General features: G+C 40.3%; 18 protein-coding genes. 14 read left to right on the top strand and 4 right to left on the bottom strand.

Annotation, left to right across the window (positions count from 1 at the left end; all coding sequences use genetic code 11):
* Nucleotides 1-10 precede the first annotated feature (10 nt).
* The 6 genes from H6G08_RS28395 to H6G08_RS28370 all read left to right on the top strand — a co-directional run bounded on the left by H6G08_RS28395 (nucleotide 11) and on the right by H6G08_RS28370 (nucleotide 3,479).
* Nucleotides 11-1,180 carry a CobW family GTP-binding protein gene (locus H6G08_RS28395; RefSeq protein ID WP_190549179.1) on the top strand — a complete coding sequence of 390 codons (1,170 nt, stop codon included), beginning with the start codon at nucleotides 11-13 and terminating at the stop codon, nucleotides 1,178-1,180.
* 77 nt (nucleotides 1,181-1,257) lie between these two features.
* Complete coding sequence (locus H6G08_RS28390; protein WP_199322780.1) at nucleotides 1,258-1,638, top strand: hypothetical protein; 381 nt, start codon at nucleotides 1,258-1,260, stop codon at nucleotides 1,636-1,638.
* 64 nt (nucleotides 1,639-1,702) lie between these two features.
* Nucleotides 1,703-2,155: a D-aminoacyl-tRNA deacylase gene (gene dtd, locus H6G08_RS28385; protein ID WP_190549177.1), complete on the top strand. Its 453-nt coding sequence runs from the start codon at nucleotides 1,703-1,705 to the stop codon at nucleotides 2,153-2,155.
* Nucleotides 2,156-2,261: 106 nt separating this feature from the next.
* Complete coding sequence (gene psb28, locus H6G08_RS28380; RefSeq protein ID WP_096644366.1) at nucleotides 2,262-2,597, top strand: photosystem II reaction center protein Psb28; 336 nt, start codon at nucleotides 2,262-2,264, stop codon at nucleotides 2,595-2,597.
* Between the two features lie 129 nt (nucleotides 2,598-2,726).
* Entirely contained in the window at nucleotides 2,727-3,230 is a 504-nt protein-coding gene (locus H6G08_RS28375; RefSeq protein ID WP_190549175.1) for a MogA/MoaB family molybdenum cofactor biosynthesis protein, read from the top strand.
* Nucleotides 3,231-3,317: 87 nt separating this feature from the next.
* Nucleotides 3,318-3,479: a hypothetical protein gene (locus H6G08_RS28370; RefSeq protein WP_190549173.1), complete on the top strand. Its 162-nt coding sequence runs from the start codon at nucleotides 3,318-3,320 to the stop codon at nucleotides 3,477-3,479.
* On the opposite strand, the gene mraY is transcribed toward H6G08_RS28370, so the two are convergent.
* Nucleotides 3,476-4,573 carry a phospho-N-acetylmuramoyl-pentapeptide-transferase gene (mraY, locus tag H6G08_RS28365; protein WP_190549171.1) on the bottom strand — a complete coding sequence of 366 codons (1,098 nt, stop codon included), beginning with the start codon at nucleotides 4,571-4,573 and terminating at the stop codon, nucleotides 3,476-3,478. The two genes, H6G08_RS28370 and mraY, sit on opposite strands and share 4 nt — an antisense overlap.
* 80 nt (nucleotides 4,574-4,653) lie before the next feature.
* Entirely contained in the window at nucleotides 4,654-4,893 is a 240-nt protein-coding gene (locus H6G08_RS28360; RefSeq protein WP_190549169.1) for a DUF3134 domain-containing protein, read from the bottom strand.
* A gap of 243 nt (nucleotides 4,894-5,136) precedes the next feature.
* Between H6G08_RS28360 and H6G08_RS28355 the strand changes: the two genes are divergently transcribed.
* The 5 genes from H6G08_RS28355 to mdh all read left to right on the top strand — a co-directional run bounded on the left by H6G08_RS28355 (nucleotide 5,137) and on the right by mdh (nucleotide 9,138).
* Nucleotides 5,137-5,721 (top strand): PAP/fibrillin family protein, encoded by a 585-nt coding sequence (locus tag H6G08_RS28355; protein ID WP_096644369.1) that lies wholly within the window; start codon nucleotides 5,137-5,139, stop codon nucleotides 5,719-5,721.
* A 324-nt stretch (nucleotides 5,722-6,045) separates the two neighbouring features.
* Entirely contained in the window at nucleotides 6,046-6,258 is a 213-nt protein-coding gene (locus tag H6G08_RS28350; protein WP_190549167.1) for a photosystem I reaction center subunit IV, read from the top strand.
* A gap of 150 nt (nucleotides 6,259-6,408) precedes the next feature.
* Nucleotides 6,409-7,269: a DNA-formamidopyrimidine glycosylase gene (locus H6G08_RS28345; protein ID WP_190549165.1), complete on the top strand. Its 861-nt coding sequence runs from the start codon at nucleotides 6,409-6,411 to the stop codon at nucleotides 7,267-7,269.
* A gap of 423 nt (nucleotides 7,270-7,692) precedes the next feature.
* Nucleotides 7,693-7,908, top strand: a complete 216-nt coding sequence (locus H6G08_RS28340) for an NAD(P)H-quinone oxidoreductase subunit O (RefSeq protein WP_190549163.1) — start codon at nucleotides 7,693-7,695, stop codon at nucleotides 7,906-7,908.
* 249 nt (nucleotides 7,909-8,157) lie between these two features.
* Entirely contained in the window at nucleotides 8,158-9,138 is a 981-nt protein-coding gene (gene mdh, locus H6G08_RS28335; RefSeq protein WP_190549161.1) for a malate dehydrogenase, read from the top strand.
* Nucleotides 9,139-9,457: 319 nt separating this feature from the next.
* Here the strand turns inward: mdh and H6G08_RS28330 are convergent, their stop codons facing one another.
* Both H6G08_RS28330 and H6G08_RS28325 read right to left on the bottom strand, forming a co-directional pair.
* Nucleotides 9,458-9,832 carry a translation initiation factor gene (locus tag H6G08_RS28330; protein ID WP_190549159.1) on the bottom strand — a complete coding sequence of 125 codons (375 nt, stop codon included), beginning with the start codon at nucleotides 9,830-9,832 and terminating at the stop codon, nucleotides 9,458-9,460.
* A gap of 237 nt (nucleotides 9,833-10,069) precedes the next feature.
* Entirely contained in the window at nucleotides 10,070-10,561 is a 492-nt protein-coding gene (locus H6G08_RS28325; protein WP_190549157.1) for a hypothetical protein, read from the bottom strand.
* A 459-nt stretch (nucleotides 10,562-11,020) separates the two neighbouring features.
* Here H6G08_RS28325 and H6G08_RS28320 point away from each other — a divergent pair, with 459 nt between their 5' ends.
* The 3 genes from H6G08_RS28320 to H6G08_RS28310 are packed head-to-tail and all read left to right on the top strand — an operon-like array spanning nucleotide 11,021 to nucleotide 15,084.
* Nucleotides 11,021-11,701 (top strand): hypothetical protein, encoded by a 681-nt coding sequence (locus H6G08_RS28320; protein ID WP_190549155.1) that lies wholly within the window; start codon nucleotides 11,021-11,023, stop codon nucleotides 11,699-11,701.
* 43 nt (nucleotides 11,702-11,744) lie between these two features.
* Nucleotides 11,745-13,601 (top strand): hypothetical protein, encoded by a 1,857-nt coding sequence (locus tag H6G08_RS28315; protein ID WP_190549151.1) that lies wholly within the window; start codon nucleotides 11,745-11,747, stop codon nucleotides 13,599-13,601.
* A gap of 10 nt (nucleotides 13,602-13,611) precedes the next feature.
* The gene (locus tag H6G08_RS28310) at nucleotides 13,612-15,084 is read left to right on the top strand and encodes a DUF1802 family protein (RefSeq protein WP_190549150.1); all 1,473 of its coding nucleotides are present in this window, start codon (nucleotides 13,612-13,614) and stop codon (nucleotides 15,082-15,084) included.
* The last annotated feature ends 19 nt before the right edge of the window (nucleotides 15,085-15,103 follow it).

The raw sequence follows: 15,103 nt of genomic DNA, 5'->3' as shown, positions 1-15,103 counted from the left end.
TTAGAGCGCTATGCAATCAGCAGTTACTCCTGAATCTCAAGCAATGGATGCGCCAAAACAAGGTATACCTGTCACAATTATTACAGGTTTCCTTGGTAGTGGTAAAACAACATTACTTAATCATATCCTGACTAATCAGCAAGGATTAAAAACGGCTGTTTTAGTTAATGAATTTGGTGAAATTGGCATCGATAACGAATTAATTGTTTCCACCGATGAAAACATGGTGGAATTAAGTAATGGTTGTATTTGTTGCACAATTAACAGTGATTTAGTTGATGCGGTTTACAAAGTTCTAGAACGAGAAGAAAAATTAGATTATTTAGTTGTAGAAACAACTGGACTAGCAGATCCATTGCCAGTTGCTTTAACATTTCTCGGTACAGAATTACGAGATTTAACTCGTTTAGATTCAATTATTACCGTAGTAGATGCGGCGAATTACAGCCTAGATTTATTTAATTCTCAAGCAGCATATAGTCAGATTGCCTATGGTGATGTGATTATTCTCAATAAAGTAGATTTAGTTAATGAGACTGCTTTAAATGAATTAGAAAGAAAAATTGGTGAAGTCAAAGAAGATGCGCGAATTCTCCGCACCACCCGTTCAGAAGTACCACTTCCCTTAATTCTTAGTGTTGGTTTGTTTGAGTCTGACAAGTATTTTGATAATGTAGACGATGAACATGAGCATCACGATCATGACCACGACCATGCTCACGCTCATCACGATCATGACCACGATCATGACCATTCTACCTGCGGCCATGACCACGACCACGATCATTCTACTTGCGGTCATGACCATCACGATCATGACCACGATCATGAGCATCATCACCATCATTCCGACCATTTAGAAAATGATGGGTTTACATCATTATCTTTCCAAAGTGACAAGCCATTTTCTATTAGAAAATTCCAATATTTCTTAGATAACCAACTACCCACCGATGTCTTTCGTGCTAAGGGGATTATGTGGTTTGAAGAAAGTCCCAAACGTCATATTTTTCACTTGTGTGGCAAGCGCTTCACAATGGATGATGATGAATGGAAAGGTCAACCTAAGAACCAGTTAGTTTTGATTGGTCAAAATTTAGATAAAGAAGCTTTGTTCAGTCAGCTAGAAAATTGTCTTTGTCTTCCTTCCGTAAGTCGGGGTAAGGGTTTTGGGAAGTAAGGATTGGTCATTTGTCATTGGTCATTAGTCATTAGTCATTAGTCATTAGTCATTTGTAATGAAATTGACTAGTGAAAATGAAAGATGATGAATTACATTTTGTAGGCTGGGCAATGTTCAGCCTACTAATAATTAATGAGGTTGGAAATATGAACAGTCAACCAAAACCAAATTTAAATGAGTTAGAACAATTTTATATAGAAGAAATTGAGACAATAAAGCTTTTGTTGGCAAAGATATCCAAGCGTAATATATCAGAAATTCAACCACACTTGGATATCATGCTTGAGCAGCTAATACAGCCTGTCATAGAACAACCTTGTTATGAAACCGCAACCCCACAAGAGTGGATAGCCGCATTTCAAAAATGGGTAGAAAGCCATCAAGATATGAATCTCCCGACTTTAAATGATGAAGATATTAGTCGGGAAAGTATTTATGGAGAGAGAACTCCTTAAACTAGTTTAAATATTATTATTGTTATTCTTATTTTGTTCTTATTTTGCAATTTATTATCTTTACATGCGCGTTATTATCCAACGAGTTAAATCATCTCAAGTGACTGTTAATGGAGAAATTATCGGCAAAATTGATCGGGGACTCAACTTACTTGTAGGGATTGCTGATACTGATACCGATGCGGAACTCGACTGGATGGCGCGTAAATGTTTGGAATTGCGGTTGTTTCCTGATGAAGAGGGAGGAGATCGCTGGCAAAAATCTGTGCAAGAAATTGGTGGTGATTTACTGGTAGTTAGCCAGTTTACGCTTTATGGTGATTGTCACAAAGGTCGCCGTCCTTCCTTTGACCGGTCGGCTATTCCCTCATTAGCTCAAGATTTATATGAAAAATTTGTTACTAAGTTACGTACCAGTGGTTTAAAAGTGGAAACTGGCGAATTTGGCGCGATGATGCAAGTTAGCATTGAAAATGACGGCCCGGTAACTTTAATACTAGAAAGAGAAGCTAGTTAAGTGTTTATCCTTAACGTAAGAATCTCCGTAATAGTAAAGATTGCTTGGTTCGCAAATGATGAGAGAATAATATATTAATCATTACAAAACTTTAAGTTCACTCATCATGGCGAAAATCCAATTTTCTAGAGGTATAGACGAAGATGTAGTACCTGATGTCCGCTTAACGCGATCGCGTAGTGGTGAAAGTAGTACTGCAACATTTACTTTTATAAATCCTAAAGCTTTAGCTCAAACCACTACCGAAGATATCACCGGGATGTACCTGATTGACGAAGAAGGCGAAATCGTTACCCGTGAAGTGAAGGCTAAATTTGTTAACGGTAAGCCAGAAGTATTAGAAGCAATATACCTGATGAAATCCGTTGAAGAATGGGATCGCTTTATGCGCTTCATGGAGCGTTACGCTGATGAAAACGGTCTAGGATTGAGCAAATCTTAATTATTCATTAGTAGGGGCGGGTTTATGCGAGATATTTATGGATATTTGCGGATACCTGTGAACTCGCCCCTACATTAGTCATTAGCTAAAGACTAATGACTAATAACTTACCGTGCAAAAATTAAATTTATGACGCAACAACCTCATCCAGATTCAGTGGGAATCGCGGTAAATTGTGCTGTTGTCACTGTTAGCGATACACGTTCTTTAGAAACAGATAAAAGTGGTCAGTTAATTAAGGAATTACTTTTAGCTGCTAATCATGCTGTAGTAGCGCACAAAATTATCAAAGATGAGCCAGCACAAATTCAAGCACAGATAAAACTGCTGGGTGAAAGTGCAAATGTGGATGTGGTGATTTTCAATGGTGGCACAGGTATTGCGCCCAGAGACACCACCTATGATGCTATTGAGAAATTATTAGAGAAAACCTTACCCGGATTTGGAGAATTGTTTCGGTTTCTCAGTTATCAAGAAATTGGTTCGCGAGCGATCGCATCTCGCGCTGTTGCTGGTGTTTATCAAAATCAGTTAATCTTCTCCCTTCCAGGTTCTAGTAATGCAGTACGCCTGGGTATGGAGAAGTTAATTATACCAGAACTAGTTCATTTAGTCAAACAAATGAGAGGATAAGGGAAGGGAAGAGAAGGAGGACAAGGAGGACAATTGTAGAGACGCGATTCATCGCGTCTGTGCCCAATGCCCAATGCCCAATGCCCAATGCCCAATGCCCCATGCCCCATGCCCAATGCCCAATGCCCCATGCCCAATGCCCAATGCCCCATGCCCAATGCCCAATGCCCCAAAACAAAAAACCCCACTGTGATGTGGGGAGGGTTGATTTTTATTTCAAATGATTTTGTTAAACAAGTTGCGAATTAAGCGATCGCCATCGTGATTGTAGCTAAGATTGCGGCGATTAAATAAAATACTGCGACCACTTGCAATTCTGACCAACCAGTGAGTTCTAGATGATGGTGTAAAGGTGCCATTTTGAAAAGTCGCTTACCTTTACCATCGGGGCCTTTGGTGGCTTTGTAGTAACTTACTTGCGCCATTACAGAGAGGGTTTCGACGAAGAAGATACCACTGAGAATAAACAGTACCACTAAGCTGTTAGTTAACAATGCTACAGCCGCTAGAGCGCCCCCTAAAGCCAGGGAACCGGTATCTCCCATAAAAACACGGGCTGGGTTGCGGTTATGGGCTAAGAAACCTAAACAAGCGCCGCTTAATGCAGCACAGAAAACCATTAGTCCTGGTGCGGTGGGTGCAACTACAGCAGCAAGTGCTAAAAGTGCGATCGCAACAGTTCCACCTGCTAAACCGTCAATACCATCAGTCAGGTTGGTTGCATTACTTTCTGCGACTAAAGCAAAGCCTGCTAAAGGCCAAAAGAGAAATCCTAAAGGAATGGAAACACTAACCAAGGGTAAAGCAATACTTGTGATTCCAGTCGGTTGATTGAACATCAGCCACACACAAAACAAAACTGCAAAACCGATTTGCAAAGCTAGTTTCGTCCGAGGAGATATACCCTTATTCGACTTGCGGCGTAAAATTTGCCAGTCATCTAACCAGCCAATAAACCCATAGCTGAGTGTCAATGCAGAAACAGCTACCACTTCTTTAGCAAAATTAGACAAGATGCAAGCAACTACTACCGCCACAGGAATAAAGAATATTCCCCCCATTGTGGGTGTACCTGCTTTTTTGAGATGGGCTTGGGGGCCATCTTCACGGATAATTTGCCCAGTTTTGAGTGCTTGTAGCAGAGGGATTACCCAAAAGCCCAAAGCTGCTGTTATTAATGCACACAATAATAGGGGCAGGGTTAAAGACATACCCTGCCAAGGCAATCTATTACCCATTGAATCTAAAATCAATGCTGCCCCGCCTAGCCCGATAGCCAAACAAGAAGCGATACCGATTCCAGAAAAGTTTAACCCTTGGTCAGGAGATAGTTTAGCGTCCACGGAAATTTCCCTTCACTCCACACTTACAAAGCTGAACAATAGTGACGATATAAGCCACAAATTTCTCAGCCATAATTAGGCTAGTCATCGGCAATAGCTATATCATCGTCGTCATCAAGATCGTAATCACCGATACCATCTTCTCCACCGAGAAACTCTGATATTTCTTCTTCATCTTCGAGAAAATCAGGTTCGTGAACGTCTCTCGCGATAATCCGACCGCTCGCTTGCAACCAGTCTAAAAGAGAGGTCTCTTGTTTTAAAGGAATCACAGCAGCTCGCTGATTGCGAGGTTCTTCACGTAATGGAGAGTTCAACATAATGGTCTGAGAAACGAGAAAGTCAAGTAGCTAGACAATAAGAGTCTATCACTGGATATGAGTTAATTTAGTTATTAATTCAACTCAAGAGTTGATTAATCCGTAATCTATCAAAAGACATTTATTTAATTACCTTATGACAGATGACGGAACCTGATTGACGATCTGGGAAGACCGAATACATTCGATATTTTTATATGTTTGATACTGAATTTCATCCTGATGTTTTTGAGGTAATTGACGATGCTGGGAAAATCGGCTCTCTTAGATGCGATCGCAGGCACTAATCGCGGTTTACTTGCTGGTGACCAACAGAAGCAAGCTATCTTAGCAGCGATCGCCACTTTAGAAGATTTCAACCCCACACCACGACCTGTAGAAGCTCCTGAATTGCTTGATGGTAACTGGCGATTAATATACACCACAAGCAAAGCTCTATTAAATCTGGATCGATTACCCTTTTTTAAACTGGGACAAATTTACCAGTACATTCGCGTAGAAAATACTAGCGTTTACAATATAGCCGAGATTTATGGCTTACCTTTTTTAGAAGGTTTAGTCAGCGTTGCTGCCAAATTCGAGCCAGTCTCAGGTCGTCGTGTCCAAGTCAAATTTAATCGAAGTATCATCGGTTGGCAACGGTTATTAGGTTACAACTCGCCAGATAATTTTATCCAACAAATTGAATCTGGTAACAAATTCACAGCGATTGATACTGCGATTAACAGTGATAAACAACAAGGATGGTTAGATATCACTTATTTAGATAACGATCTACGGATCGGTAGAGGGAACGAGGGTAGTGTGTTTGTACTGAATAAAGTATGAGGTTTTCCTGAAGTGTTATCTGCGAACGACACGAAATTAAACTATAGTCAGATTTTTGTCAAGATGTATTTCATACTTTTTTAAGTATTGGGCATGGGGCATTGGGCATGGGGCATGGGGCATTGGGCATTGGGCATTGGGCATTGGGCATTGGGCATTGGGGGACAAATGATGACAATTGTACAGACGCGATTAATCGCGTCTCTAACAACTAACTAACAAGAAAAATAACTTAACAAAGCTTCTGGCTGCGTCCTTCTAGTTGTAGAGTGAAATCAATTAGCCGTTATTATTGGCAATTCATAACTAAAAGGGAAAAAACTCATGGTTCAACGTGGTTCTAAAGTACGTATTCTCCGCCCAGAGTCCTACTGGTTTCAAGATGTCGGCACCGTGGCTTCTGTTGACCAAAGCGGTATCAAGTATTCAGTGATTGTCCGTTTTGAGAAGGTAAATTATGCAGGTGTTAACACCAATAACTTTTCCCCAGACGAATTAGTAGAGGTTGCAGCCCCAGCAGCAAAAGCTAAAAAGTAAGTAATTGAGCTATCAGGGGATTTTTTCATGGGATGATAGAGAAGGATTCCCAGGTTACAAGCTAACCATTGGAATTTTGGAGGTGTTCGCTACCTCCTGCTCTGTTATCCTCTATCCTCAAATAGCAATTTGGTTGCTTAATCAGCTTGAATGCCTGAACTGCCTGAAGTTGAAACAGTACGCAGGGGTCTAAATCAGTTGACCCTAAATCAAGAAATTACGGGTGGAGATGTGTTGCTCGATCGCACCATTGCCTACCCGTTTTCTGTTGGTGAGTTTATTAATGGAATTAAAGGAAATACTATTTCTACTTGGCATCGTCGAGGAAAGTATCTCCTAGCAGAATTATCTCCTTTGTCCTCCCCATCTCCTTCTTCCCATACTGGCTATCTAGGGGCGCATTTGCGGATGACTGGACAATTACTCTGGCTGCATCGAGATGAGCCATTACACAAGCACACGCGAGTGCGATTATTCTTTGGGGATCAACAAGAATTACGCTTTGTCGATCAGCGTACCTTTGGGCAAATGTGGTGGGTTCCGCCAAACGTACCTGTGGAAACTGCAATGACAGGTTTAGCTAAACTGGCGGTAGATCCGTTTTCCCCAGAGTTTACAGTTGATTACTTGGTGCAAAAATTGCAAAATCGCCGCCGTCCGATTAAGACTGCTTTATTGGATCAGTCAGTGGTGGCGGGGTTGGGTAATATCTACGCTGATGAAGCACTGTTTAAGAGCGGGATTTTGCCAGAAACTCTTGGTACAAATTTAGAGCGATCGCAAATCGAACTTTTGCGTACTGCCATAATTCAAGTATTAGAAGCAAGTATTGCGGCTGGCGGCACGACTTTTAGTAATTTCCTCAATGTTAAGGGTGTTAATGGTAACTATGGCGGTGTAGCGTTAGTATACAACCGCACGGGAGAACCTTGCCGCGTCTGTGGTAATGTGATACAGCGCATAAAGTTAGGAGGGCGTTCGAGCCACTTTTGCCCTGAATGTCAACATTAGGTAGGGGCATGGCACATTGGTGTCAACTTAAATTCAAATGCTTACCCCACAAGCCTTTTACCCCTCCCCTAACCCCTCCCCTTGCCAAGGGGAGGGGAAGTTTTGGCTTTAGACAAAACTGGGGTGGGGTAACGCGGAGCTTAATGGTAGGCGATGGAATTAAAAATCGAATCTTGGCAAGGGTTTCACCTTAAGTTGACACAGGTGGGCATGGCAGTGCCAGTAACTCTACAATCAACGATCATCTGTACCTCAGCAATTGGCAATCTGCTGTAAATTGATAGTAAGCTTATTTACGTTTCGTAATACATTGGGAAGTTAAAGCTTGATATTTAAAGATACCAATGCCAGCTTTTAGCCTTTGTGTATTGGCACGAGCTAAGATCCTGTATAAAAGGATTTATAAAATCGAGAGGGGAACTCATGCCAATCAAAAGAGGTGATATGGTTCGCGCTGTTCGCGAAAAGCTGGAAAACAGCTTAGAAGCAAAAGCTAGCGATACCCGCTTTCCTAACTATTTGTTTGACAGCAAAGGCGAAATTGTTGATCTCAAAGGGGATTACGCCTTGGTGAAGTTTGGCCAAGTTCCAACACCCAACATTTGGTTACGTGTAGATCAACTGGAAGAATTTAAATAATTCTCTCCCCTCAGGCTAATTTTTAGTCTGGGGTTGATCCAGCTAGTAATCGGGACTTCAGTCCTATATTTTCCAGCACTACTGTGCTGATAAAAAACTTTTAAACCTATTAGTCAGGACTTTTGTCCTTGGTTGGAAAACATCTCCTGTGCTGAAAACAAACTCATCATAATTTATCAACCAAACCACTAATCTATCGTTGAGGTAGGTGGTGGAATACTATCTCCGACTATTTAGTCGCTTATATATATGTCTTCTTATCTTGAATCTCCGGCTGTATGTCATTTACCCCGCGTGACTGTTATTGGTGCTGGTAGAGTTGGTAGTACCTTAGCCCAAAGAATTGCAGAGAAAAACCTAGCAGATGTAGTATTGCTAGATATCGTCAAAGGTATGCCTCAAGGCTTGGCGCTCGATTTAATGGAAGCTAGGGGAATTGAAATCCATAATCGTCAAATTATCGGCACTAACGACTATATTGATACATCGGGTTCAGAAATTGTTGTAATTACCGCAGGGATTCCCCGCAAACCCGGTATGAGTAGAGATGATTTACTCAAAACCAATGCCAAGATTGTGGTGGAAGCAGCCAAAAATGCGATCGCTCATTCTCCCAATGCAATTTTAATAGTTGTCACCAATCCTTTAGATGTGATGACTTATTTAGCTTGGCAAGCTAGCGGATTACCACGCGATCGCGTTATGGGTATGGCTGGCGTGTTAGACTCAGCCAGATTTGAAGCTTTTATTGCTTTAGAATTAGGAGTTTTACCCGCCGATGTCAAAGCAATGGTATTAGGTAGCCACGGCGATTTAATGGTTCCTTTACCCCGTTATGCTAACGTCAACGGCATTCCCATTACAGAATTATTAGATGCAGCTACCATTGAACGCTTAGTAGAAAGAACCCGCAATGGTGGTGCGGAAATTGTCGAATTAATGCAGACAGGCGGTGCTTTTTTTGCTCCTGCTTCTGCTGTTAGCGTCATGGTGGAATCCATATTGCTCAATCAGTCGCGATTGTTACCTGTAGCCGCTTATCTCCAAGGCGAATACGGCTTAAATGATGTCTTCATTGGCGTTCCCTGTCGCTTGAGTTGCGGTGGAATCGAGAGCGTATTGGAATTAAATATCACCGACGAAGAAAAAGCTGCTTTACATCTTTCTGCCCAATCTGTACGTCAAAATATTGACCGAGCGCAGGAAATTCTAGCGGCTGTGAGCGTTTAATCAACACAAACGGAGAAATTTCACAGTTTAGCAAAGTTGGTGATTCAGAATAATAGCCCTCGCTGATCCCGCAATCCCGCCGCTACCCTCAAGGGTGCGGCTAATTGAACAAAGCCTGCAAAGGCAGGCTTGGTAGTAATAGCCCCAGGCTTCTAGCCTGTGGGCGGTATATCGGGTGAGCAAGAGAACTATTTGCTGATTCGCAAATGCCGAGTTTGTTTACAGCAGTTTTCACCTATATAAAAGGCAGTAGTTTTCAATCCTACTGCCTTATCTGCTATCTACCAAGTTATCGAAGCCTCAACAATCCTAGTTAGCTTTAACGACGGTATTCGTCATCGGCGGGATCGCCATAGGGGTCTTCGCTAGCTGGACGGACATCACCAAAAGATCCTTGGTCTGCGGGGTCACCGTAGGGGTCTTGACTCGCTGGGATAGCGTTTCCGTAATAGTCTCCCGGATCGCCGTAGGGGTCTTGGCTGGCGGGGATGGCGTTTCCGTAAACGTCTGCAGGGTCGCCGTAGGGGTCTTGACTAGCTGGGATGGCGTTTCCATAAACGTCTTGGTCTGCGGGATCACCGTATGGATCTTCACTGGCTGGACGGACATCGCGATCGCGGTATTCGTCTTCAGCTTGATTGTCTTTGTTTCCTAAAAACAAATCTCTCGCTCTGCGGAAAAAATCATCTACCACGATCTGTCTCCTTTGTGAATATTGTAGTTTCACCTGCGTGACAGGCGTTATTCTCTCAAGTCGCTTTGCTTACACACAGGTTTGAATTGTTAGGACTTACGCAGTGTCAGATATTTTTCATGCTTTTTGTCAATGGTCAATAGTCCATAGTCCAAAAACGTGAATTTTGACTATTGACTATTGACTTTTGACCACCCTTGTGGGGGTTTTTGTGTTGGGTGGGTAAGTCCTAATTATCTAAAATGCTGGAGCTTCAGTTGCAGAGATACCAGTTAAATCTCTACCTGTAGAACGCCCGTTATAACCTTGAAAGTCGCGGTATCTTTGCGCCTCAGATTCAGGGATGCGGATTCCTTCTGATGGTGGAGTTACCCAATGTGCGCGATGTTCAGCATCGCGGTAGTATACACGCCCATTTTTAGAAAGGTAATATTTACCTTGAGGCCCTTCTTGTTGGGCGTTCTGATGCTTGTTGTAGAGGTAGTAAAGTGCTGCTGCTCCTGCCAAAATTGCTACTTTCTGTCCTGTACCTAGCCCCTTCTTAGCTTCGGGTTGGTTTGCGGTGTTGCGATCGCTCACTGTTCTACCAACCGTATCATCAACTGGTGGTGGTACATTCGCAGTTCGGGAACCTCCGCAGCTAGTCAGCACGGGTACTATTAGCAATGCTGACAGACAAATAGCCAGCAGACGCGAAATAAATTTACGCTCTTTGTATGTTGTGTTCATCGTTTTTTTATTACCTGCATTTGCTAAAGCCGTGCTGTTGCAAAATACAGAATCAGAATTCCCTAGATTTTTCCTGATGTAGAAAAAATATTGGTTCATTCACAACAGCACAAGTAAAGCGTTTCACTTCTATGTATAGTGATGCACTTTTGCAAGTATTCCATCTTGCCTTTGAAATAAACCGCATTCATCCTTAAGTAATATCTTGGGATTTAACCTAGTAGCTTTTGGGAGAGGAAAGCGATCGCTATTATTTAGTACATAGATTTTTAATTACTCGCAAGCTGTAAGCTATTCAAAGTCAATCAATCTAGCCTCAAAACAAGATTACTGTCTATTTTTAGTTGAAAATACTGATATTTGTCTGATAGTTTAGGTAACTTTTCCATGCTTTCTCAGTAGGCATTGTAAAAAATATAAACCTATGATGGTGTAAGTGCGTTAAATAGGCTACATTTCATGGGTATGAAAAATCATAGTGTCTTGGCGGCGAATCAAACAAAAACTCGTCTGCTGCTAGCTTTGTGGGATTTGGGAGGAACGCAGCAAGAGGTAACAAAAGGTTTATTGGCTAAGAGGATTGTACCCAAGGGTAAGAAAGTAGCAGAGTATCAGGGAATCTTTGAAGAATTGCACAAACAAGGCGCGATCGCTATTTCTAAAAAGGGATACTCTTTAGCATCTCCCAAAGGTTTAGAGGTATTGGGTGAGGGTTTGAAAGATAGCAATTTTAAGTTTGAAGGCACAATAGTTGGTACTTGGGCTGCGAATGCGTTGGTGAAATGGATTAATCAGATAAATGTGGCAGTAGATAGTACATCTGCATTAGTCAAAGGTAAAAGTGCAAAAAATGCGATCGCATCTTACGAAGAGTTTAAGCCAGTGGCGTTGGCAGTATACGACAAATTGAATTATGAATACAACTTTAATCATCTAGTGCCAATTTATCGGATGAGGAGAGCAATAGGCGATCGCATAAATCGTACAGAATTTAATGATTGGCTATTGGAAATGCAAGCCGATGATATTTTCCAACTTCAAGGCGGAACTGTAGAAGATAATGCACGTGACAAAATTGAAGATTCTATTACTACAGAACTTAGTGGATTACGCTGCTACGCCAAGCTTTTAACACCTTAATTTTTATTCCGACTCTTCACTCATTAATTTTACTGCCACCATAATGATTACCCATACATCTGATATTGATGAATTGATTAAAAATCATAACCCATTTGCAGGGCATTTTATTGTTAAATCGCAGCAGATATGGGGTAATAGTTTTCCTGATGTACCTTCAATTAATTCTCATGCTTCTAATGCAGTATTTGATGCAGTTGAAAAAATTCGTCAAGGTCAGCGTACAACTGTAGGTATCACGATTACAGCAGAAAAAGGGCTAGGTAAAAGCCATATTATTAGTCGAGTTCGTCATCGAATAAAGGCTGAAGGTGATAGTTTATTTATCTACATGAATAAATATGACAACTTAAATCAAATTAAATATGAATTCCTCCAAAATGTTGCCTCCAGCTTAAGAGCATTTGGTAATCAAGATGTGATGCAGTGGCAAGAAATTGCTGCGGCTTTAATTAACGAAGTCAAGCAATGGGATTACACACCACAAAAGTATATTACTCAATATCCAACTTGGTTAAGAAAATTCTCACATAAATTTGTTGAACAATTGGCAAAACTCGTTCACTCATTAATACCTGAACTGACAAATCCTTACATTGTTCAGGCAATTTTATGGACACTTTCTCCAGTCCATGTTAATTATGCAAACTGCTGGCTAGCAGGTTTAGAAATAACCCCAGAAGATGCAAGAGTGATGGGTTTACCAAATCTAAATAAAGAAGATAGAGAAACTGAATCATTACGAAATGTGCGTCAGATTATTAATATTACTAGTCGTTATAAAATTCCTGTGTTTTGCTTTGATGAATTAGATAACGCCGATGTTGCAGATAATGGCTTAACAACAGCACAAGTTATTGGCAGTTTAGTTAAGGATCTTTACAATAATCTTAATAAAGGTATATTCCTACTGACAATGTATCCAGAAACTTGGAATGACCAAATTAGATTTTTGCCACAAGCTGAAGCTGCAATTGATAGATTAGTCAGCGAACAAGCCAATAGACAACCAATAGATTTAAAATATCTCAATGCAGATGACATTATTTCTCTTACTCAAAAATGGTTACAAAATTTTTATCAACAACATCAAATAAATCCTCCTCATAGTCTTTACCCATTTGATGAAACAAAACTTAGAAGTATGGGTAGAGGAAAACCTAGCAGTAGAGTAGTTTTAAATTGGTGTGCAGAAAATTTTGTACCTATTGGCGATTCTCAAAAAATTTCGCCAGTTCAAGAATATTTTGATAAGGAATTAGCAAATGTAGAAGCTTCTATGACTTCATTAATACACAAAGAAGTGGAAATTGCTGATGCTCTCAGGCTTGCTTTCAAAAGCTTAATAGGTGAAACGTTAGAGGGAATTAAGATTGAATCTATTGCAGAAATCGAGCCTAGTGCAGCAAATAATGGCTTTATGGATTTTAAAATTATTGGGAATAACGGAACAGTGAGAATTGGACTAGATGTAGTTCAGCAAGACCGTCATGTTATCAGTGCTGCTTTAGGAAGATTAATTGATTACAAAAGGTTTAACATAACTCGCGGTTGTTTAGTGCGTTCAAAAACAATTAGTACCAATGCAGTATTAGCTAGAAATCATTTGAGAAAACTTTTGCAAGAACAAGGTGGAGAATGGGTAAGCTTACAAAGCCAAGATATTAAACCTTTATTGGCGATATTATTTGTTTACAATCAGCGTCAAAAGAATAATCTGACAGAAGAACAAATATTTGAATTTATTGAACAAAAACATTTGGCGAAAAATAACCCTTTAATTCGAGAAATACTCAGCGATCCATCTGGACAGGAACCTACTAATTTAACTGATGATGGTTTACCTCTTAGTATTCCTCAAAGCGTTGCTACTGCCGATAATGTCGAACTAGCACTATAGATAAATAATAATGAATCAGCTGTTTGCACTACCAACAGCATTGTGTCTACCCGTCCCTGATATTGAAGCATTAATACAGGGGCAGACAATTGCCGCAATGCCCAAAATGTTTATCCGTCCTGGGCAAAGATTTGCTCTTTACCCAGCCAATTTTTTACATACTTCATTATCACTTGAGCAATACTACCACTCAGGTGTATTACCCATAGCTAAAACTGCTAATCTCAATCCAGATAATTCCCAAAAAGTTGTAATTATAGCTTGGGCTAAATGTGAACTGTGCCAAATTTTAGATGGAAGTAAGCCATTAGATATTTTGTCTCAGTTAACAATATGGACACCTGAAAGACTAAAAGAGATTCTCCGACAACAGGAATATATTTTCTTAACTTACTTGCGTGTTTATCAATTACCCGATGCGCAAGAAGTATCAGTTAATAACCTAGTTCAAGAAAAACTAGGAAAACTTATGAGTGTACCTGCTGCTGTGAGTGGTTCTGAGGCAAATCCTATATTAAGCGATCGCACTTTCGCTCAACGCAAACGCCAGTTAGAAAATTTAGAACCACCTCTGTATCCAGAATTGGAAGAATTGGAGAGTTCATTAGCCTTATTTAGTATGAATAATCCAACTGCTAAAGAATTAGATAATGATATCAAAGTATTTTTAGGTTGGAGTAGTAATAAATTAATTAAGCAATCCGATCCTGATTTAGCTTGGATAAATGATATTGCAGCATTGGGTAATCGAAGCCAAGAAAAAGACGAGAGTAAAAGTAATTATCAAGCTGGCACAGAATTTGAAAATATAGTTCGCCAGAGCCTTGAATTTTTAGGCTTTACAGTTGATTATTTCCATAGAGGCGGTGCTGGTGGTGTAGATGTATTTTGTTCACAACCATATCCACTTGTTGGAGAATGCAAAGCTGGTAAAAGAATTCCCAATGATACTGCTGTGCAATTACTAAATTTGGGAACACTACGTCTGAAAAGTCAAGAATTATTCAAGCAAGCAACTAAATTAATTATTGGCCCAGGTGAACCTACTACTCAACTTCAAGATGCAGCAAAAGTACAAGATATGGCTATTATTAATCCAGAAACATTAGAGAAACTAGTCAAATTACAAAGTAATTATCGAAATTCAATAGACTTATTTAAGTTAAGAGAATATCTTAAAGCTGGTAAATGTGATGACGAAGTTGAAAAATATATTGAAAAAGTTTCCAAAGAAATTAAATTGCGATCGCACATCATCCAGCTTGTCAAAAATTATTTGCAAAACTCAGGTATAGAATCTGCTGGTGTCGATAGTTTACATGGCGCGTATTTTGGCTCAAATCCACCACAGCCATTAAAACCACAAGAAATGCACGAAATTCTGATTGAATTATCATCGCCCTTAACAGGCTATTTAGGACGAGTTAAAGGAGAAGATTCAAGACGCGATCGCTTTTACTACCTACGCGACTTACCCCTTTAATCCAATACGCTTCAGTTAA

It is taken from the genome of Calothrix anomala FACHB-343 (assembly GCF_014696435.1).
Taxonomy (GTDB): Bacteria; Cyanobacteriota; Cyanobacteriia; order Cyanobacteriales; family Nostocaceae; genus Aulosira; species Aulosira anomala_A.
This window is presented reverse-complemented; position numbering and strand designations above follow the sequence as displayed.